17 protein-coding genes and 3 tRNA genes are annotated in these 17,780 nt (G+C 70.4%); 12 read left to right on the forward strand and 8 right to left on the reverse strand.

What is annotated here, in order from left to right; all coding sequences use genetic code 11:
- Positions 1–7 precede the first annotated feature (7 nt).
- Positions 8–802 (reverse strand): HAD-IIA family hydrolase, encoded by a 795-nt coding sequence (locus tag ACOPJ3_RS03335; RefSeq protein ID WP_427870413.1) that lies wholly within the window; start codon positions 800–802, stop codon positions 8–10.
- 129 nt (positions 803–931) lie between these two features.
- Here ACOPJ3_RS03335 and pgm point away from each other — a divergent pair, with 129 nt between their 5' ends.
- On the forward strand, positions 932–2,599 hold the full coding sequence (gene pgm / locus ACOPJ3_RS03340; RefSeq protein WP_427870414.1) for a phosphoglucomutase (alpha-D-glucose-1,6-bisphosphate-dependent): 1,668 nt from the start codon (positions 932–934) through the stop codon (positions 2,597–2,599).
- Between the two features lie 35 nt (positions 2,600–2,634).
- Positions 2,635–3,609 (forward strand): prephenate dehydratase, encoded by a 975-nt coding sequence (gene pheA, locus ACOPJ3_RS03345; RefSeq protein WP_427870415.1) that lies wholly within the window; start codon positions 2,635–2,637, stop codon positions 3,607–3,609.
- Positions 3,610–3,643: 34 nt separating this feature from the next.
- On the opposite strand, the gene ACOPJ3_RS03350 is transcribed toward pheA, so the two are convergent.
- On the reverse strand, positions 3,644–4,645 hold the full coding sequence (locus ACOPJ3_RS03350; protein WP_427870416.1) for a diacylglycerol/lipid kinase family protein: 1,002 nt from the start codon (positions 4,643–4,645) through the stop codon (positions 3,644–3,646).
- 131 nt (positions 4,646–4,776) lie between these two features.
- Here ACOPJ3_RS03350 and serS point away from each other — a divergent pair, with 131 nt between their 5' ends.
- The 3 genes from serS (at position 4,777) to ACOPJ3_RS03365 (ending at position 7,056) form a co-directional block, all read left to right on the forward strand.
- Positions 4,777–6,063: a serine--tRNA ligase gene (gene serS / locus ACOPJ3_RS03355; protein ID WP_427870417.1), complete on the forward strand. Its 1,287-nt coding sequence runs from the start codon at positions 4,777–4,779 to the stop codon at positions 6,061–6,063.
- A gap of 1 nt (position 6,064) precedes the next feature.
- Entirely contained in the window at positions 6,065–6,952 is an 888-nt protein-coding gene (locus ACOPJ3_RS03360; RefSeq protein ID WP_427870418.1) for an HAD family hydrolase, read from the forward strand.
- A 13-nt stretch (positions 6,953–6,965) separates the two neighbouring features.
- Positions 6,966–7,056: transfer RNA gene (locus ACOPJ3_RS03365), tRNA-Ser, on the forward strand.
- 631 nt (positions 7,057–7,687) lie between these two features.
- On the opposite strand, the gene ACOPJ3_RS03370 is transcribed toward ACOPJ3_RS03365, so the two are convergent.
- Entirely contained in the window at positions 7,688–8,164 is a 477-nt protein-coding gene (locus ACOPJ3_RS03370) for a hypothetical protein (RefSeq protein ID WP_427870419.1), read from the reverse strand.
- A gap of 130 nt (positions 8,165–8,294) precedes the next feature.
- On the opposite strand from ACOPJ3_RS03370, the gene ACOPJ3_RS03375 reads away from it, so the two are divergent.
- Positions 8,295–8,366, forward strand: a tRNA-Thr gene (locus ACOPJ3_RS03375).
- 28 nt (positions 8,367–8,394) lie between these two features.
- A tRNA-Met gene (locus ACOPJ3_RS03380) sits at positions 8,395–8,471 on the forward strand.
- 44 nt (positions 8,472–8,515) lie between these two features.
- On the opposite strand, the gene ACOPJ3_RS03385 is transcribed toward ACOPJ3_RS03380, so the two are convergent.
- Positions 8,516–9,244 carry a CPBP family intramembrane glutamic endopeptidase gene (locus ACOPJ3_RS03385; protein ID WP_427870420.1) on the reverse strand — a complete coding sequence of 243 codons (729 nt, stop codon included), beginning with the start codon at positions 9,242–9,244 and terminating at the stop codon, positions 8,516–8,518.
- A 48-nt stretch (positions 9,245–9,292) separates the two neighbouring features.
- Between ACOPJ3_RS03385 and ACOPJ3_RS03390 the strand changes: the two genes are divergently transcribed.
- Positions 9,293–9,895, forward strand: coding sequence for a TetR/AcrR family transcriptional regulator (locus ACOPJ3_RS03390; protein ID WP_427870421.1), 603 nt, complete (start codon positions 9,293–9,295; stop codon positions 9,893–9,895).
- 27 nt (positions 9,896–9,922) lie between these two features.
- On the opposite strand, the gene ACOPJ3_RS03395 is transcribed toward ACOPJ3_RS03390, so the two are convergent.
- The 4 genes from ACOPJ3_RS03395 to ACOPJ3_RS03410 form a co-directional block, all read right to left on the reverse strand.
- Positions 9,923–10,252: a hypothetical protein gene (locus ACOPJ3_RS03395; protein WP_427870422.1), complete on the reverse strand. Its 330-nt coding sequence runs from the start codon at positions 10,250–10,252 to the stop codon at positions 9,923–9,925.
- Between the two features lie 74 nt (positions 10,253–10,326).
- Complete coding sequence (locus tag ACOPJ3_RS03400; protein WP_427871167.1) at positions 10,327–11,313, reverse strand: LLM class flavin-dependent oxidoreductase; 987 nt, start codon at positions 11,311–11,313, stop codon at positions 10,327–10,329.
- A 76-nt stretch (positions 11,314–11,389) separates the two neighbouring features.
- Positions 11,390–12,760: an MFS transporter gene (locus ACOPJ3_RS03405; RefSeq protein ID WP_427870423.1), complete on the reverse strand. Its 1,371-nt coding sequence runs from the start codon at positions 12,758–12,760 to the stop codon at positions 11,390–11,392.
- Positions 12,761–12,972: 212 nt separating this feature from the next.
- Positions 12,973–14,742 (reverse strand): acetyl/propionyl/methylcrotonyl-CoA carboxylase subunit alpha, encoded by a 1,770-nt coding sequence (locus ACOPJ3_RS03410; RefSeq protein ID WP_427870424.1) that lies wholly within the window; start codon positions 14,740–14,742, stop codon positions 12,973–12,975.
- Positions 14,743–14,929: 187 nt separating this feature from the next.
- Here ACOPJ3_RS03410 and ACOPJ3_RS03415 point away from each other — a divergent pair, with 187 nt between their 5' ends.
- From ACOPJ3_RS03415 to ACOPJ3_RS03430, 4 genes are all read left to right on the forward strand, one after another.
- Positions 14,930–15,640, forward strand: coding sequence for a DUF937 domain-containing protein (locus ACOPJ3_RS03415; RefSeq protein ID WP_427870425.1), 711 nt, complete (start codon positions 14,930–14,932; stop codon positions 15,638–15,640).
- An 88-nt stretch (positions 15,641–15,728) separates the two neighbouring features.
- Positions 15,729–16,178 carry an FAS1-like dehydratase domain-containing protein gene (locus tag ACOPJ3_RS03420; protein ID WP_427870426.1) on the forward strand — a complete coding sequence of 150 codons (450 nt, stop codon included), beginning with the start codon at positions 15,729–15,731 and terminating at the stop codon, positions 16,176–16,178.
- Positions 16,175–16,600 (forward strand): MaoC/PaaZ C-terminal domain-containing protein, encoded by a 426-nt coding sequence (locus tag ACOPJ3_RS03425; protein WP_427870427.1) that lies wholly within the window; start codon positions 16,175–16,177, stop codon positions 16,598–16,600. The genes ACOPJ3_RS03420 and ACOPJ3_RS03425 overlap by 4 nt, the downstream gene beginning before the upstream one ends.
- A gap of 62 nt (positions 16,601–16,662) precedes the next feature.
- Positions 16,663–17,775: a UDP-N-acetylmuramate dehydrogenase gene (locus ACOPJ3_RS03430; RefSeq protein ID WP_427871168.1), complete on the forward strand. Its 1,113-nt coding sequence runs from the start codon at positions 16,663–16,665 to the stop codon at positions 17,773–17,775.
- Positions 17,776–17,780 lie beyond the last annotated feature (5 nt).

Genomic DNA, 17,780 nt, shown 5'->3' on the forward strand with positions numbered 1-17,780 from the left:
GTGCCAGCTATGAGTCAAGCAGCTGCGCCACCGAGGGCAGCACCTCGTCGGGGCGGAACGGGAAGCGCTCGATCTCCGTGCGGTCCGAGATTCCCGTCATCACGAGCACGGTGTGGAGGCCAGCTTCCATCCCCGCGATCACGTCGGTGTCCATGCGGTCGCCGATCATGCCCGTGTTGTGGGAGTGCGCGCCGATCTTGTTGAGGGCCGAGCGGAACATCATCGGATTGGGCTTGCCCACGATGTAGGGGCGCTTGCCGGTGGCGTTCGTGATGAGCGCGTTGATGGATCCCGTCGCCGGGACGGGGCCCTCCGGGCTCGGGCCCGTCGCGTCGGGGTTCGTGGAGATGAATCGTGCACCCCCGATGATGAGCCGGATCGCCTTCGTGATGGCCTCGAAGGAGTAGTTGCGGGTCTCGCCAACGACCACGAAGTCGGGGTTCGACTCCGTCATAACATAGCCGGCGTCATGCAGCGCCGTAAGGATCCCGGCCTCGCCGATCACGAACGCCGATCCGCCCGGCTTCTGCTGCTTGAGGAAGGCGGCGGTCGCGAGCGCGCTCGTCCAGATCCGGTCCTCGGGGACCTCGATGCCCGATGCGGCGAGGCGCGCGCTCAGATCACGCGCCGTGAAGATCGAGTTGTTGGTGAGCACGAGGTACGGGATCTCCTGGTCACGCCAGTGCTGGATCAGCTCGGCGGCGCCGGGGATTGCGCGCTCCTCATGGACGAGCACACCGTCCATGTCGGTGAGCCAGCACTCGATCGCTTCGCGGCGGGGGTGAATCGCGGTTTGCTCCATGCCGTCCAGAGTAGTCGGGCCGGATGAACGCCCGGTTTCGCGGGCCGGCCCGGTGATACTGACCTTGGTGTTCCGCATGGGCCGCGGGGTTTCCCGACAATGTCGGTGGTGCCTGGCAGACTGGAGCGCATGCACGAACGAGCAGGGCGCAGAGCGCAAGCCGAGGATCTGATCGACGTCGATGCGCTGATTGCGGCGTATCACGACACGGTGCCGGATCCCGACGTGCCCGCGCAGCGGGTCGCGTTCGGCACCTCAGGGCACCGCGGCTCGTCGCTCCGCGGCTCCTTCACTGACGCCCACATCGCGGCGATCAGCGCGGCGATCGCCGAGTATCGGGCGGAGCAGGGGATCAGCGGCCCGCTCTTCCTCGGCGCCGACACCCACCCGCTCTCGATCCCGGCCGAGCGCACGGCGCGGGAGGTGCTCGCGGCGGCCGGCGTGCGCGTGCTCGCCTCGGCCGGCGTGGGCGACGCGTGGTTCGTGCCGACCCCGGCGCTCAGCCATGCGATCCTCACGTACAACCGCGGCCGCGCGGAGGACGATCCGGGGCGGGCTGACGGCATCGTCGTCACCCCGAGCCACAATCCGCCGTCCGACGGCGGCTTCAAGTACAACCCGCCGCACGGTGGTCCAGCCGACACCGACGCGACGAGCTGGATCGCTGCCCGCGCCAACGAGCTGCTCGCGGCCCCGGGCGGCGCTCGCGCGATCGCGCGCGCCGCGGACGGCGGCGCGGATGCGGGGGTCGAGCGCTTCGACTTCCTGGGCGGCTATGTCGACGCGCTCGGCGAGGTGATCGACCTCGACGCGATCCGCGATGCGGGCGTCCGGATGGCGGCGCACCCGCTCGGCGGCGCGAGCGTCGCCTACTGGGAGGCGATCCGGGATCGCCACGGCATCGACCTCACGGTGCTCGGGCCCGGCGTCGACCCGCAGTGGGCGTTCATGCACCTCGACTGGGACGGCAAGATCCGGATGGATCCGTCGTCGGCGCACGTGATGTCGACGGTCGACGAGTTCCGCGAAGAGTTCCCGCTCGTCACGGGGAACGACGCCGACGCGGATCGCCACGGCATCGTGACGGGGGACGCGGGGCTCATGAACCCGAACCACTTCCTCGCCGTCGCGATCGACTATCTCCTCGCGCACCGGCCCGAGTGGCCCGCGAGCGCCGCGATCGGCAAGACCCTCGTGTCGTCGGCGCTCATCGACCGCGTGGTCGCGGCCCGCGGCCGCACGCTGCTCGAGGTGCCGGTCGGCTTCAAGTGGTTCGTGCCCGGGCTCTCGAGCGGCGAGGTCGTCTTCGGCGGGGAGGAGAGCGCGGGGGCGTCGTTCCAGCGGCTCGACGGCTCCGCCTGGAGCACGGACAAGGACGGGATCCTGCTCGCCCTGCTCGCGGCGGAGATCCAGGCGGTCACGGGCCAGTCGCCCTCGGAGCGCTACCGCGCGCTCGTCGCCGAGCTCGGCGAGCCGGCCTACGCGCGCGTCGACGCGGCGGCGACGCCTGAGCAGAAGGCCCGGCTCGGCAAGCTCTCGCCCGCCGACGTGACGCAGACGGAGCTCGCGGGGGACCCCATCACCGCGATCCTGACCGAGGCGCCAGGCAACGGTGCGTCGATCGGCGGGCTCAAGGTCGAAACGGCGAACTCCTGGTTCGCCGCGCGGCCCTCCGGCACGGAGGACGTCATGAAGATCTACGCCGAGTCCTTCCGCGGGCCCGCGCACCTCGCCGAGGTGCAGGCGGCGGCCCAACAGCTCGTGTCGCAGGCGCTCGGCGAGGCGGAGCCCGCGTAGCGGGATCCGGATCCTGAGCAGCTAATCTGGTGACCATGTCGCACGAGACCGGGCCGAGCGCCCCCGAGGGAACCCGCCGCTACTCCTACCTCGGACCGGCCGGCACCTTTACGGAGGCCGCGCTCAAGCAGGTGACCGACGCGGAGGGCCAGACCTGGAACCCGGTCGCGAACCTCGGCGAAGCGCTCGACGATGTGGTCACGGGCCGGAGCGACGCCGCGATGATCGCGATCGAGAACTCGATCGACGGCGGCGTCACGGTCGCGCAAGACGCGCTCGCCACGATCCCCGGCCTGCGGATCGTTGGGGAATACCTGGTCCCCGTGAGCTTCGTGCTCGTCGCGCGACCCGGGGTGCGGCTCGAGGACATCACCGTGGTCTCCGGGCACCCCGTCGCCTACGGGCAGTGCCGCGCCTGGCTCGACGGCCGCGCGCCCGGTCACCGCCACCTGCCCGCGACCTCGAATGTGCAGGCCGCCGCAGACCTCTTCGACCCCGAAAAGGGCATCGACGCCGCGATCGCCCCGCCGGGAATCGAGGACCACTACGACGTCGAGGTCCTCGCAGAGGGGCTCGCGGAAAACCCCGACGCCGTGACGCGCTTCGTGCTCGTGAGCAGGACCGTTCCCGTCGGCGAGCCCTCGGGAGCCGACAAGACCTCGCTCATCGTCGAGCTCCCGGAGGATCGCTCGGGCGCCCTCCTCGACCTCCTCGAGCAGTTCGCGGCGCGCGGCGTCAACCTCACCCTGCTCGCCTCGCGCCCCATCGGCGACCGCATGGGACGGTACCGCTTCGTGATCGACGCAGAGGGCCACGTGAAAGACGAGCGGGTCGCCGACGCGCTGCTCGGCGTGAAGCGCTTCAGCCCCCGCGTCGTGTTCCTCGGCTCCTACCCGCGCGCAGACCGCATCGCCGCGACCACGCGCGACGTGCACGACGACGACGCGTTCCGCGACGCGCGCGACTGGCTGCGCGGCGTCATCGAGGGGACGGCGGACGGGGACGCCTGATCCGGGCCCGGATCCTGATCCGGAGCCGGCCGGGTCAGCCGAGCGGCTCGACCCACTCCGGCATGACGCGCACCGTGAGCGCGCCGGGGTCGACCGTGCCGCTCACGGCCACCGCGAGCCCGAAGTCGTCGCCGTCAAGCTGCACGGGCTCGGGCTTCGAGACGGCGAGCGCGTAGCGCGTCGCCCGCAGGTAGGTGACCGAGCGGGTGTCGTTCACGAGATCGATGATGCGGCGGCCGGCCTTCGTCTTGCGGAGCACCCCGTTCTCCCAGCCGATCTTGTTCCAGATCCGGAGCCACGCGAACGGGCCGAGCGGCCTGAGCGCCACGACGTCCAGCTTGCCGTCGTCGAGTTCTGCCTCGGGGATGAGGAGCACGCCGCCAGGCATGAGGCCGCAATTCCCGATCATGACGGTATAGACCGACAGCGAGCGCACCTCAGAACGGTCGACCGAGTAGTGGATGTGGAGCGGCTTGTCCTTGATCATCGTGCGGACGCCCGCGTCGACGTAGGCGAGCCAGCCCAGCCGCTTCTTCAAGGTCGAGCGCGTCGCCGAGATGGCGCGGGCATCGAGGCCCATGCCGGCGAGGACGAGGAAGACGTGCTCGTCCTCGGAGTCGTCGTCGCGCACGATCCTCACGACGCCGAGATCGATCGGCCTGTTCATGCCGAAGAACGCGGCCCGGACGGCCTCCGTGATCCGGGTCAGGGGCATGCCGAGGTTGCGGGCGAGCAGGTTGCCCGTGCCCTGCGGCACGATCGCGAGCGGGATCCCGGTGCCGCGGAGCGCCTCGGCAACCGCGCGCACCGTGCCGTCGCCGCCGCTCGCGAGAATCACGTTCGCGCCGTCAGTGATCGCGCGCTTCGTCGCGCCGACCCCGGCGTCCTCGGCCTCCGTCTCGTACCAGCGCGTCGGCGCCCAGCCGGCGACCTTCTCCTGGGAACTCACGGCCGCGCGAAGGGCGGCGAGATCGGTCTTGTGAGGCTGGAAGACGACCGCGGCGCCCGGCTGGGAGCGCTCGGGTGCGGAGGACATGGTCACCAGCGTATCTGCTGTTGCGCATGTACTTCCTGGGGCGCAGGTGCCGACCCGGGGGTGACGTGCGCCACGAGCCTGCGGGGCCGACTCCCTGCTTCCGTGTCGGAGGTGCCCGCTAAGCTGGTGCCGTGATCGATCCAGTCTTGCTCCGCAACGATCCTGATGCCGTCAAGCGCTCGCAGCGCGCCCGTGGAAACGACGAGGCGGTGGTGGATCAGGCGCTCGCCGCAGACGCGTCGCGACGCTCCGCGCTGACCGAGTTCGAGACGCTGCGCGCCGAGCAGAACGAGTTCGGCAAGCAGGTGAAGGCGGCCTCGAAGGAGGAGAAGCCCGCGCTCATCGCCCGCGCGCAGGAGCTCGCCGCCTCGGTGAAGGCGGCCGACGCGCGCGCGAAGGAGGCCGAGGCAGCGTTCGAGGACGCGTCGATGCGGATCGAGAACGTCGTGATCGACGGCGTGCCGCAGGGAGGCGAGGAGAACTTCGTCACGCTCCGCACGGTCGGTGAGAAGCCGACGTTCGACTTCGAGCCGCGCGACCACCTCGCACTCGGCGAGCTGCTGGGCGCGATCGACATGGAGCGCGGGGCGAAGGTCTCTGGCGCCCGCTTCTACTTCCTGCGCGGCGTCGGCGCGCGCCTCGAGCTCGCGCTCATGAACATGGCCCTCGACCGGGCGCTGCAGCACGGCTTCACCCCGCTCATCACGCCGACGCTCGTGAAGCCGGAGGTCATGCGCGGCACGGGCTTCCTCGGCGAGCACGCCGACGAGGTCTACCACCTGCCGGCCGATGACCTCTTCCTCACGGGCACGAGCGAGGTCGCGCTCGCCGGCTACCACGCCGACGAGATCCTCGACCTCGCGGGCGGGCCGCTCCGCTACGCCGGCTGGTCGACGTGCTACCGCCGCGAGGCCGGGTCGCATGGCAAGGACACGCGGGGGATCCTGCGCGTGCACCAGTTCAACAAGCTCGAGATGTTCGTGTACACGGATCCGGCCGACGCCGAGGCGGAGCACGATCGCCTGGTCGCGTGGCAGGAAGAGATGCTCGGCGCGCTCGGCCTCCACTACCGCGTGATCGACGTCGCCGCTGGCGACCTGGGCTCGAGCGCCGCCCGCAAGTTCGACATCGAGGCGTGGGTGCCGACGCAGGACGCGTACCGGGAGCTCACCTCGACGAGCAACTGCACGACCTTCCAGGCGCGCAGGCTCGCGACCCGTTTCCGCACCGAGACGGGCAAGACCGCCCCGGTCGCGACGCTCAACGGCACGCTCGCGACGACGCGCTGGCTCGTCGCGATCCTCGAGACGCATCAACAGGCCGACGGCAGCGTGATCGTGCCAGAGGCGCTGCGCCCGTATCTTGGCGGCCTCGAGCGACTCGTTCCTGAGCGACTCGTTCCTGAGAAAGGCATCTAGCGTGGTGGCACGGATCGCCGCGGCGGAGCGGCACATCATTGCGCTCGACCTCGACGGGACCGTGCTCAACCACGGGTTCGGCGGCGCAGGCGACGACTACGAGTCGGGGCATATCGATCCCGAGCTCGCGGTCGCGATCCGGACGCTCCACGAGGCGGGTCACGAGGTCATCGTTGCGACCGGACGCTCGGTCGACGCAACGCTTCCCGTCGTGGAAACGCTCCGGATCAGGCCCGATTGGGTGATTGCTGCCAACGGTGCCGTCACGCTGAAGCGGGATCCGCTCGCGACCCGGGCTTACCGCCGCGAGTACGTCGAGGCCTTTGACCCGAGTGACGCGCTCATGAAGATCCGAACCCGGCTCATCACGGCCCGCTTCGCGGTCGAGCTCGCCGACGGCGGATTCCTCTACACCGAGGAGATCCCGACCGGGACACTGCCCTCGAAGCAGCGACGCGTGCCCTTCGACCAGCTCCTCGGCGTGCAGGCCTCGCGCGTGGTCGTGGTTTCCCCCGATCACGTGCTCGAGGAGTTCCTCGACGCCGTCGAGACGCTCGGCCTCACCCACGTCTCCTACGCGGTCGGCAACACCTCCTGGCTCGACATCGCACCGGACGGCGTTACGAAGGCGAGCGCGCTCGAGGTCGTCGCCGCCCGCCTCGGCATCGACCGCCGCCGCATCTTCGCCGCCGGCGACGGCCGCAACGATATCGACATGCTCCGCTGGGTTGCGCGCGGCGGCGACGCGGTCGCCATGGGCCAGGCCGTGCCCGAGGTGCAGGCCGCGGCCGGCCGAGTCACCGGAACGATCGACGAGGTGGGACTACTTACGGCGCTGCGCGAGCGCTTCCCCACGCTACTCGGTTCGGTGGGCGGCGCCTCCGCTTGATAGTCTTTCCCGCGGAGGGTTGTCCGAGCGGCCGAAGGAACTTGTCTTGAAAACAAGCAGGCGGTAACCCCGTCTCAGGGGTTCAAATCCCCTACCCTCCGCCACGCGCCCCGCTCCCGGCTTGCCGGTGAGCGGGGCTTTGCTGTGTGCGGGTGGGGTTGCCGCGCCTTGCGGCGCCGCCGCTCGCGCCGAGTCGGCCCTAAAGCCCCATTCGCGGCGTCGAGTGGGCCGGAAGGCCCCTTTCGCGGGGATGATTGGGGCCTTGCGGCCGACTCGAGGTGGGCGTGGGCCTACTGGGTGAGGATCGCGTGCGCGAGCGCAAAGTGCGGAGGGATTGCCGGGGGGCCGGGATCCGGGGTCCGCTGGGGCTTGGAGGGTGGCGCCGCGCACCGAGTCGGCCCTTGAGCCCCATTCGTGGCGTCGAGTTGGCCGGAAGGCCCCTTTCGCGGGGATGATTGGGGCCTTGCGGCCGACTCGAGGTGGGCGTGGGCCTACTGGGTGAGGATCGCGTGAGCGAGCGCAAATGTGCGGAGGGATTGCCGGGGGGCCGGGATCCGGGGTCCGCTGGCGCTTGGAGGGTGGCGCCGCGCGCCGAGTCGGCCCAAAGGCCCCATTCGCCGCGCCGAGTCGGCCGGAAGGCCCCTTTCGCAGGGCTGAATGGGGCCTTACGGCCCACTCGACGCCGCGGGCGGGCCCAGGGAACGGGCGAGCGGGAGAGCGCGGGCCCCGCAGCCCCTACGCCAGCGGGTGGGGCACCATGGTGCCCTCGTCGAGGTCCTCGTCTTCCTCGGGCTTGGGGTCGCGGGCGTCGTGGTACGCGAAGGCCACGGCGGCAACCGCGAGCGCGAAGGCGATGATCCCGAGCGGGTTGCAGAGCGCGATCGACATCTCGGCCGAGAACGCGGAGCCAGACCAGAGGCTCAGGATCGACACGAGCGAATCGCCGACGCGATCGGGCACGGTGAGGCCGAATCCGAGCGCGCACACCCACGAGAGGATGAGCGAGACGACGGTGCTGCGGCCCGTGCGCTTGCCGCGTGCGCGGGTGATCCGGAGCCGGGATCCGAGCCAGACCTGGAGCGCGGCGAAACCGAGCCCGATCGTCGGGAGGTACCACCAGGTCAGGGATCCGCCGATGCCGAAGGCCCACCGCCCGACCGACATCCACAGTGCCAGCACCACTCCGATGATCGCCACGATCCGGCCGTTCACGCGTCCTCCTTCTGGGTTCCCCGGCGCCCAATCGGGCGAAACGCGGGGGCGTCGCCTCTAGCCAAGCAGATTTCGCATCGCGATGTGAAAAGTGCTATTCTCTAACGGTTGTCATCACGACGGTGGCCGCGCCCCGATAGCTCAGTGGTAGAGCACTTCCATGGTAAGGAAGGGGTCGCCAGTTCAATCCTGGCTCGGGGCTCTGACTCTGCCGGTTCTTCCGGAAGTTTGGCTGAGTAGCTCAGCTGGTTAGAGCGCACGACTCATAATCGTGAGGTCGCGGGATCGAGCCCCGCCTCAGCTACCAGAGTCACGAGAAACCCCTGGCTGGCCAGGGGTTTTCTTGTATCCTCAGCCGCCGATGCGGTGCGCGATCGTCGGGATCAGGATCGGCAGGTTGAGGCACAGGTGCAGCAGCATGCACGCGGGAAGGTTCCGGGTCTTCGCGTACAGCGCATAGATGGCGAGGGTTCCGACGCCCGCGGTCCACAGCCACTGCACGCCGAAGAACGCGATGTGCGGCGCGACGAACAGCGGGATCGTGATCGCGAACGCGAGCCACCTGCGCCCCGTGAGCTCCGCCAGCCGCTCGATGGGATACCCGCGGAACAGGATCTCCTCGAAGATCGCCGCGGACAGTATCAGCCCGACCACCGCGACGATCGGCTGCGACGCGATCGTGGTCTCGCCGGCGTTCTCGCCCTGCGGCCAGAAAGTGTGCACGAGCCACTGCCAGGTCATCGCGAAGCCGAAAAGGTACAGGGCCCACTCGAGTTGCTTGCCCGTCGGGCGCCGGATCCCGATCGACGCGAGCGGGCGGCGCTCGACGCCGAACATGAAGGCGAGCAGCAGGCCCACGCCCAGGGTGTTCCAGAGGATCTGCGCGGGCGGCCCGGGGGAGCGTTCGCCCCAGGGCAGGATCCACTCCATGTTGAATGCCCTGATGAGGGGCGGTAGCCACGAGGGGGAGTAGGCGATCGCGATGCCGGCGAGGGCGAGCGCCCAGCGTGCCGGGCGCGGGGCGGATCGCCGGCGCATCTGCTCGGGGCCGGCGTCGTTGCTGGTCTCGTTCTCATTCATGGAGCACTTACTCTAGAGCAATCACTCTAGAAATGCTAGACTCCGAGCATGGCCCGACCGATCGACCCCGAGCGGCACGCGCGCAAGCGCGACGCGATCCTGGAGGCCGCGGCGTCCGAGTTCGCGGCCCACGGTTACGCCGCCGCGACGACCGCCGGGATCTGCCGTGCGGCCGGGATTTCCTCCGGCACGTTCTTCCACTACTTCCCGAGCAAGCTGGACGCCCTGCTCGGGGTGCTCGATGCCGAGAACGCGCGCGCGCTCGCGCGACTCGCAGAGATCGAGGGGCGCTCGTCGGGGTTGTCCGCCCTGCTCGAGTACGCGGAGGGTTTCGAGCGCGAGATCAGCGACGACGGCTACGCCGGATTCGTCGACGGGCTGCTCGCCGTGGCCTCTACGCCCGAGGTGGCCGCGAGGCTCGAGGCCGAGGCCTCCGCTGCGGCGGGGTTTCTCTCACGCCAGGTGCAGCTCGCCCAGGAGGCCGGGGAGATCCGGGGCGACATTCCGGCGCGGGATCTCGGCACCATGGTGTCCTGGCTGCTCGACGGTGCAGCCCAGGCGGCCGCGTCCGCCGGGCCCGCGGCCGAGGCGCGCAGGGAGCGCCCGCGGATCGCGGAGGCCGTGTGCGGGCTCCTCGTGACACGGGCCTGACTCGCGCCCGTCTCGCGCCCGACTCGCCTACGAGTCCGGATCCCAGTCGGCGCCGTACGGGTCGTGAGGGTGCCGCCGCCCGTGCGGGGTCTGAGCCGCCCCCGGGCGACCGAGGCGTACGGCGAGCGACTCTGTGGCGATGTGCGCGACGATTCCGCCGCCGAGCAGCACCGCGCCGAGCGCCGTGGCGGCTTGCCCGAACAGGGAGAACGCCTCCGTGAGGAGGAGACCAGCGTCGTCGCCAGGGGCGGCGAACAGCTCGACGAGGGGGAAGTAGGTGAGAGAGGAGGCAACGCCCAGTACGAGCAGCGCGCCGCCGAGGATGGTGAGGGACTTCAGGCGAGGGTTCACGGTCACGCTCCCATTCGAGGCCGTGCGGCCGCGGCCGCGGCCGCCTGCGCCTCCAATGTACCGGCGCCGCCCACCAACGGCTAGGCCGAAACCGGCGCCGCGATCCGAACCGACTCGAGCTGTTCAGCGCGCGTTGGTGCGGCGTGCACCGTGATCAACTCGTCGGCCTGCGCGAACGCGGCGAAGCGCTCCAGCTCCTCTCGCACCCGCTCCGGGCCGCCCACGGCCCGGTACTGCAGCATGCCCCGGATCTCGATCCCGGCCGGGGTATTCAGGAGCGGCTCGGCCTCGGCCATCGTGAGCTCGCGCTCGCGGCCCCTGGAGAGGAAGGTGCGGACGCGGTTGAGCTCCGTGCGCGCGTAGATCTCCTCGGCCTCGGCGTCGCTCGCCGCAGCGACCACCGTGACGCCGGCGCTCACATAGGGCTCCGGGTGGCGCTCGCTCGGCACGTAGCTCGCCCGGTAGTGCTGCACCGCGGCCGTGAGCTGCTGCGGGGCGAAGTGGGAGGCGAAGGAGTAGGGGAGGCCGAGCTGAGCGGCGAGGCTCGCGCCGAACATGCTCGATCCGAGGATCGTGAGGGGGACCTCGGTGCCGCGGCCCGGGTAGGCGTTGACGCCCGTGCGCGGGATCTCGTCCGAGAGGTAGCTCTGCAGCTCGAGCACGTCGCTCGGGAAGCTCTCGGCCGCCTGGTGCGTGCGGCGGAGCGCGCGGAAGGTCGCGCCGTCGGTGCCCGGGGCGCGGCCGAGGCCGAGCGAGATCCGGCCGGGGTGCAGCTCGGCGAGCGTTCCGAACTGCTCGGCGATGACGAGCGGCGAGTGGTTCGGCAGCATGATGCCGCCGGCGCCGAGCCCGATCGTCTCGGTGCGCGCTGCGATGTGTGCGATGAGCACCGCGGTCGCGCTCGAGGCGATCGACGGCATGTTGTGGTGCTCGGCGTACCAGATGCGGCGGTAGCCGCTGCGCTCGGCGAGGCTGGCGACCGACTCAGAGTGGCGGAAGGCATCCGGGATGCTGCCGCCAGCTTCGATCGTCGCCAGGTCCAGGATCGAAAGCGGGGTGCCGGTCATGTCAGACACAACCGGCACCCCGCGGGGGATATTCCCCGTTCAAGAGCTCAGCGGCCCGTCGCGGGGGAGAGGTGTCCTACCGCTTTGCCGGGGTCCAGTCCTGCCACTGGCCGCTGCGCTCGAAGTTTGCATCGAGCGGGATGTTGGAGCGATCCCTGAGCAGCGTGCTTGCGAGCAGGCCGAGGCCCGTCATGATCAGCAGATAGACCACGATCGCCCAGGTCGTCCCGAAGTTCTGCAGCAGCAGCTGCGCGATTGTCGGGGCGAAGGCGCCGCCGATGACGCCGCCGAGCGCGTAGCTGATCGAGATGCCCGAGTAGCGCACTGAGGCGGGGAACGACTCGGCGAACCAGACCGCCGCGGGCCCGTAGGTGAGGCCGAGGCCGACCGCCAGGAGGCACGTGCCGAGGTAGACGCCGGGGATCCCGCCGTTGAAGACGAACTGGAAGAGCGGGATCACGCCCGCCGCCTGCACGGCCCAGCCGATGTTCATGATCACCTTGCGGCCGAAGCGGTCTGAGAGGGGGCCGGAGAAGTAGGTGAAGATGGCCCACACGACGGCCGCGGTGAGCACCGCGAGCTGCACCTGCACGGGGTCGTAGCCGAGGCCGCCCTCGCTCTCCGGTCGCGACGCGAGGCCCTGCACGTAGCCGCCCGTCAGCATGTAGCCGACGGCGTTATTGCCGGCGAAGAGGAGCGCGCTCAGGATCACGAGCGGGGTGTACATGCGGAACACCTGGATGATCGGGGCCGACTCCTGCTGACGGCTTTCCTTGATCTCGCTGAACACGGGGGACTCGTCGACCGAGCGGCGGATGATGAAGCCCGCCACGATGAGCACGACCGAGACGAGGAACGGCACGCGCCAGCCCCACTGCTCGAACGCCTCGCCCGGTGCGAGCACGCGCATGAGGGCGAGCATGGCCGATGCGAGCAGCATGCCGAAGGGCACGCCCAGCTGCGGGAAGATGCCGTAGAGGCCGCGCTTGCCCTCCGGAGCGTGCTCGACCGACATGAGGACCGCGCCGCCCCACTCGCCACCGGCGGAGAGGCCCTGCAGGATCCGGAGCAGGATCAGGAGGATCGGTGCGAAGATCCCGATCGCGTCGTAGGTCGGCAGGAGGCCGATCCCCACCGTCGCAATGCCCATGAGGAGCAGTGTGATGACGAGCATGGGGCGGCGCCCGAGCTTGTCGCCGAAGTGCCCGGCCAGGAATGCGCCGAGGGGGCGGAAGAGGAATGAGAGCCCGATCGTCAGCAGGGAGAGGATCTGCATCATCCCCGCGCCGGCTGGCTCGAAGAAGAGCTTGGCCAGCACGAGGTTCGCGGCGAAGGCGTAGATGAAGAAGTCGTACCACTCGATCGTTGTGCCAACGACCGACGCGACGACGACTTTGCGGCGCTCGCGAGGAGTGGTGACCGGGAGGGCTGACGACGCTTGAGTCATTATTTGACGTCCTTGTCCAAATACCGAATACGGGTGTTGTCGTCCAGTCTACGTCCCTTGGCGGCCGAGGAGGGCATCGTGACGCACCGTAATCAAGCTGTGACATTCTCTACAGGCGTCGACCAACGACGCGAGGCCCGGGCGGACAGTGTCCACCCGGGCCTCGAAAAGCGCAGGAATCTGCTGCGGATCCGGAACGATCCGCGGGAGCATTACTCCTCGGGATCCTTGATCGCGAGCAGCTGATGCCCGTTCGGCACGGTCTGGCCAACGGGTGCGTCGAGCGAGGTGACGACTCCGGATCGATGCGCGTAGAGCGACTGCTCCATCTTCATCGCCTCGAGCACGACCACGAGCTCGCCCTCGGTGACGGCCTGGCCCTCCTCGACCGCGACCTTCACGACGGTCGCCTGCATCGGGGCGTTCACGGCCTCGCCGGAGGCGGTGGCGACGCCGGCGCCCTTCGCGCGCTTCGGCGCGGGGCCCCGGGTGACCTCCTGGTCGACGAGCGGAACGAGCGTCGCGGGCATCGTGACCTCGACGCGGCGCCCCTCGACCTCGACGACGACGCTCCGGCGCTTGCCCTCCTGGCCGATCGCAGGGACCTCGCCCTCCCAGGGCTCGATGTCGTTCTCGAACTCGCTCTCGATCCACAGCGTGTAGACGCCGAAGTGGCCGTCAGGCGCCGTGAACGCGGGATCCCGCACGATCTTCCGGTGGAAGGGGAGCACGGTCGGCAGGCCCTGGATCTCGAACTCGTCGAGTGCCCGGCGGGAGCGCTCGAGCGCCTCCTCGCGGGTCGCGCCCGTGACGATGAGCTTGCCGAGCATCGAGTCGAACGAGCCCGAGACGACGTCGCCCGACGCGACGCCCGTGTCGACGCGGACGCCCGGGCCGAGCGCGGGCTTGAAGAGTGTGACGGGGCCGGGGGCCGGCAGGAAGCCGTTGCCCGGATCCTCGCCGTTCAGACGGAACTCGAAGGAGTGGCCGTGCGCCTCGGGGTCGTCGTAGTCGATGACGCCGCCCTCGGCGATCCGGAACTGCTCGCGCACGAGGTCGAGGCCCGTGACCTCCTCGGAGACGGGGTGCTCCACCTGGAGGCGCGTGTTGACCTCGAGGAAGGAGACCGTGCCGTCCTTCGCGACGAGGAACTCGCAGGTTCCGGCGCCGACGTAGCCGACCTCCTTCAGGATCGCCTTCGAGGCCGCGTAGAGGGCCTCGTTCTGGGCGTCGCTCAGGAACGGTGCGGGCGCCTCCTCGACGAGCTTCTGGTGGCGGCGCTGCAGGGAGCAGTCGCGCGTCGAGACGACGACGACGTTGCCGTGCTGATCCGCGAGGCACTGGGTCTCGACGTGGCGGGGCTTCTCGAGGTACTTCTCGACGAAGCACTCACCGCGGCCGAACGCCGCGACGGCCTCGCGCGTCGCCGACTCGAAGAGCTCGGCGACCTCGTCGCGCTCGTAGGCGACCTTGAGCCCGCGGCCGCCGCCGCCGAACGCGGCCTTGATCGCGATCGGCAGGCCGACCTCGTCGGCGAAGGCGAGCACCTCGTCGGCGTTCTCCACGGGGTCGCTCGTGCCCGCGGCGAGCGGGGCGCCGACCTTCTCGGCGACGTGGCGGGCCGAGACCTTGTCGCCCAGGCGCTCGATCGCGTCGGGGCCGGGGCCGATCCAGATGAGACCCGCGTCGATGACGGCGCGCGCGAAGTCCGCGTTCTCGGCGAGGAAGCCGTAGCCGGGGTGCACGGCGTCGGCGCCCGAGCGGCGGGCGACCGCGAGGATCTTGTCGATCACGAGGTACGTTTCGGCGCTCGTGGTGCCGTTCAGGGCGTACGCCTCGTCGGCGAGCTGCGCGTGCAGCGCGTCCCGATCCTGATCGGCGTAGACGGCGACGGATGCGATCCCACTGTCTGCGGCTGCGCGGATGATGCGGACTGCGATCTCACCGCGGTTGGCGATGAGCACTTTACGAATGCGCGACATGCGCTCCAGCCTATTCGAGGGGGAGGCCCATCCCTTGGATATATTGCACAAACCTTTCTGCGATTCGTTACCGGAACCCACACGCACCTCCCCGCGGGAAACCCCTCGTGCGCGGGGCAACGACGCGCTAGCCTGGGTCCAGCGAGCGCGAACACGCGTCGCCTAATTACCCGATGAGGGGGATCACATGGCAAAGAACAACGATCTCGACGCGCTGCTCGGACAGGTGCCCATCGGCGACCTCGCCGCACGCTTCGGAGTCGATGAAGACACGATGTCGGCTGCGGTGCAGCAGGCGCTCCCCGGGCTCGTCGGCGGCATGGCCGTGAACGCGAGCGACACGGCCGGGGCCGAGAAGCTCGAGCGCGCCGTCGCGCAGCACTCGCCCGCCGAGGGCAAGCTGAGCCTCGACGCGATCGACACCGAGGACGGGAAGAAGATCGTCAAGCACGTGCTCGGCGAGCGCGAGGGCGACGTGGCCCAGGCGCTGGGCCAGCGCTCGGGCAGCAACGTCATCGCCGACCTGATCCCGCAGCTGCTCCCGATGCTCGCGCCGCTCGTGATGCAGTTCCTCGCGGGCAAGCTCGGCGGTGGCGGCGGCACGGTCGCCGCGCAGGGCCAGGCGCAGGGCTCCGGCGGCGGCCTCGGCGGGGTGCTGGGCGACCTGCTCGGCGGCATGCTGGGCGGCGGCTCGGGATCCGGCGGCGGCTCCGCGTCTGGCGGCGGCCTGGGCGACCTGCTCGGAGGGGGCCAGGCAAAGGGCGGCTCCTCGGCTGGCGGCGGCCTCGGCGACCTGCTCGGTGGGCTCCTCGGCGGCGGCTCCGGATCCGGCTCCGGATCGGGCTCCGGCGGCGGCCTCGGCGACATCCTGGGCGGCCTGCTCGGGGGCAAGAAGTAGCGCTCATCGCGCGGCGGGTGGCCGCGGTCCGGGATCCCGGGCCGCGGCCGTTTCCGTGCGTGTTGGGGGTGCTCGGTAGAATGGGCACGTGGTGAATCCAGATATCCAAGGCCGGGTGTACCCGCCGACCGCCCCGTACCTCGTCGGTCGCGAGAAGGTGCGCGAGTTCGCTCGCGCGGTCCTCAGCTCGTCGCCGCTCCACCTCGATCCGGAGGCGGCCCGAGCGGCGGGCTACGCCGACGTGGTCGCGCCGCCGACCTTCGCGGTCGTCGTGCAGGAGGCCACGCTCGCCCAGCTCCTCGCGGATGACGAGGCGGGCGTCGACTTCACGCGCGTCGTCCATGGTGACCAGCGCTTCAGCTACTCGCGGCCGATCGTCGCGGGAGACGAGCTCACGGCGACGCTCACGATCGCCGCGGTCAAGCAGCTCGGCGGGCACTCGATGGTAACGGCCTCGAGCGACGTCGTCGACGCCGAGGGAGCGCACGTCGTCACAGCGATCTCGACGCTCGTGGTGCGCGGGGAGGAAGCAGCATGACGAACCCGAACTTCGACTCCCTCGCGACGGGCGACGTGGTCGCCGAGCGCGAGTTCACGCTCACCCGCGACACCCTCGTGCGCTACGCGGGAGCCTCGGGCGACTTCAACCCGATCCACTACCGCGACGATGTCGCGACCTCGGTCGGCCTGCCCGGCGTGCTCGCGCACGGCATGCTCACGATGGGGGCCGCCGGCTCCGTCGCGACCGACTGGCTCGGCGCGGCCGGCTCCGTCGTCGATTACCAGTCGCGCTTCACGCGCCCGGTTCCCGTCGACGCGGAGGCCGGGGCCGCGGTCACCGTGACCGCGACCGTCGGTGCGCTCGACGCCGAGGCCCGCACGGCCCGGATCGACCTGAAGGTCGTCTTCGACGGCGCGACGGTGCTGGGGAAGTCCCAGATGGTCGTGGCATTCGCGTGAGCTACCCCGACATCCTGCCCGAGCCGGTCAGAGACGGCACGCCGCTCGCCGAGCTCACGACGATGCGCGTCGGCGGGCCCGCCGAGCGCATCCTCGTGGCGCGCTCGGCCGAGGACCTGGTGGCGCACGCCGCCGAGCTGTGGGCCGAGGGCGAGCCGTGGCTCCTCCTCGGCGGCGGTTCGAACACGGTCGTGAGCGACGAGGGTTATCCCGGCACGATGCTGCTCGTGCGCTCGACGGGCACGGCCCCGATTCAGGATCCCGATGCGGCCGCGGCCGGCAAGCTCAGGTTGCGCGTGCAGGCCGGTCACGACTGGGACCACCTCGTGGCCGCCTGCGTGGATCGCGGGCTCGCGGGCATCGAGGCGCTCTCCGGGATCCCGGGCCTCGCCGGCGCGGCGCCCGTGCAGAACATCGGCGCCTACGGCCAGGAGCTCTCCGATGTGCTCCACTCGGTCGCCTTCTACGACCACGAGCTCGGCGAGACCGTGCGGCTCACGGGCGAGGAGCTCGAGCTTGGCTACCGGGACTCGGCGATCAAGCGCGGGCGAGAGGGGGTCGTCGTGTCGATCGACCTGCTGCTCACCCCGGCGGAGACCGACGCGAACGGAGTCGCGCTCTCCACGCCGATCGCCTACGCGCAGCTCGCCGGCGCGCTCGGCGTCGAGGTCGGCGAGCGCGTGCCGCTGCGCGTGCTGCGCGACGCGGTGCTGCGCCTGCGCGCCTCGAAGGGCATGGTGCTCGAGCCGGCAGACCACGACACGTGGAGCTCCGGATCCTTCTTCACGAACCCGATCGTGTCCGAGAAGTTCGCCCGCACCCTGCCGGACGACGCGCCGCGCTTCCAGCTCGAGGCCGACGAGGACGAGCCGGCGATCACGAGCTTCGAGGAGCTCGCCGCCGGCCAGCCGCTCCGCGTGCCGCAGCAGCAGGGGGAGCGTTCCGTCAAGCTCTCGGCGGCCTGGCTCATCGACAACGCCGGCGTGCGAAAGGGCTTCAGGCTGCCCGGATCCGGCGCCGCGATCTCGTCGAAGCACACGCTCGCGATCACGAACCGGGGGGCCGCGACGGCCGCCGACGTGGCCGAGCTCGCCCGCTTCGTGGTGCAGCGCGTGCAGCAGGAATTCGGCGTGATCCTGGCGCCCGAGCCGAACCTGTACGGGCTCGAGCTCTAGCCGGG

It is taken from the genome of Leucobacter luti (assembly GCF_050310065.1).
Lineage (GTDB): Bacteria > Actinomycetota > Actinomycetes > Actinomycetales > Microbacteriaceae > Leucobacter > Leucobacter luti_B.

What these genes read in the sequence shown, in the direction of transcription:
- ACOPJ3_RS03385 (WP_427870420.1), bottom strand. Translation starts at nt 9,244, where the DNA reads ATGAATGAGAACGAGACCAGCAACGACGCCGGCCCCGAGCAGATGCGC.
- ACOPJ3_RS03350 (WP_427870416.1), bottom strand. Translation starts at nt 4,645, where the DNA reads ATGTCCTCCGCACCCGAGCGCTCCCAGCCGGGCGCCGCGGTCGTCTTC.
- pgm (WP_427870414.1), top strand. Translation starts at nt 932, where the DNA reads ATGCACGAACGAGCAGGGCGCAGAGCGCAAGCCGAGGATCTGATCGAC.
- ACOPJ3_RS03425 (WP_427870427.1), top strand. Translation starts at nt 16,175, where the DNA reads ATGACGAACCCGAACTTCGACTCCCTCGCGACGGGCGACGTGGTCGCC.
- pheA (WP_427870415.1), top strand. Translation starts at nt 2,635, where the DNA reads ATGTCGCACGAGACCGGGCCGAGCGCCCCCGAGGGAACCCGCCGCTAC.
- ACOPJ3_RS03400 (WP_427871167.1), bottom strand. Translation starts at nt 11,313, where the DNA reads ATGACCGGCACCCCGCTTTCGATCCTGGACCTGGCGACGATCGAAGCT.
- ACOPJ3_RS03430 (WP_427871168.1), top strand. Translation starts at nt 16,663, where the DNA reads ATGCGCGTCGGCGGGCCCGCCGAGCGCATCCTCGTGGCGCGCTCGGCC.
- ACOPJ3_RS03335 (WP_427870413.1), bottom strand. Translation starts at nt 802, where the DNA reads ATGGAGCAAACCGCGATTCACCCCCGCCGCGAAGCGATCGAGTGCTGG.
- ACOPJ3_RS03410 (WP_427870424.1), bottom strand. Translation starts at nt 14,742, where the DNA reads ATGTCGCGCATTCGTAAAGTGCTCATCGCCAACCGCGGTGAGATCGCA.
- ACOPJ3_RS03390 (WP_427870421.1), top strand. Translation starts at nt 9,293, where the DNA reads ATGGCCCGACCGATCGACCCCGAGCGGCACGCGCGCAAGCGCGACGCG.
- ACOPJ3_RS03405 (WP_427870423.1), bottom strand. Translation starts at nt 12,760, where the DNA reads ATGACTCAAGCGTCGTCAGCCCTCCCGGTCACCACTCCTCGCGAGCGC.
- ACOPJ3_RS03415 (WP_427870425.1), top strand. Translation starts at nt 14,930, where the DNA reads ATGGCAAAGAACAACGATCTCGACGCGCTGCTCGGACAGGTGCCCATC.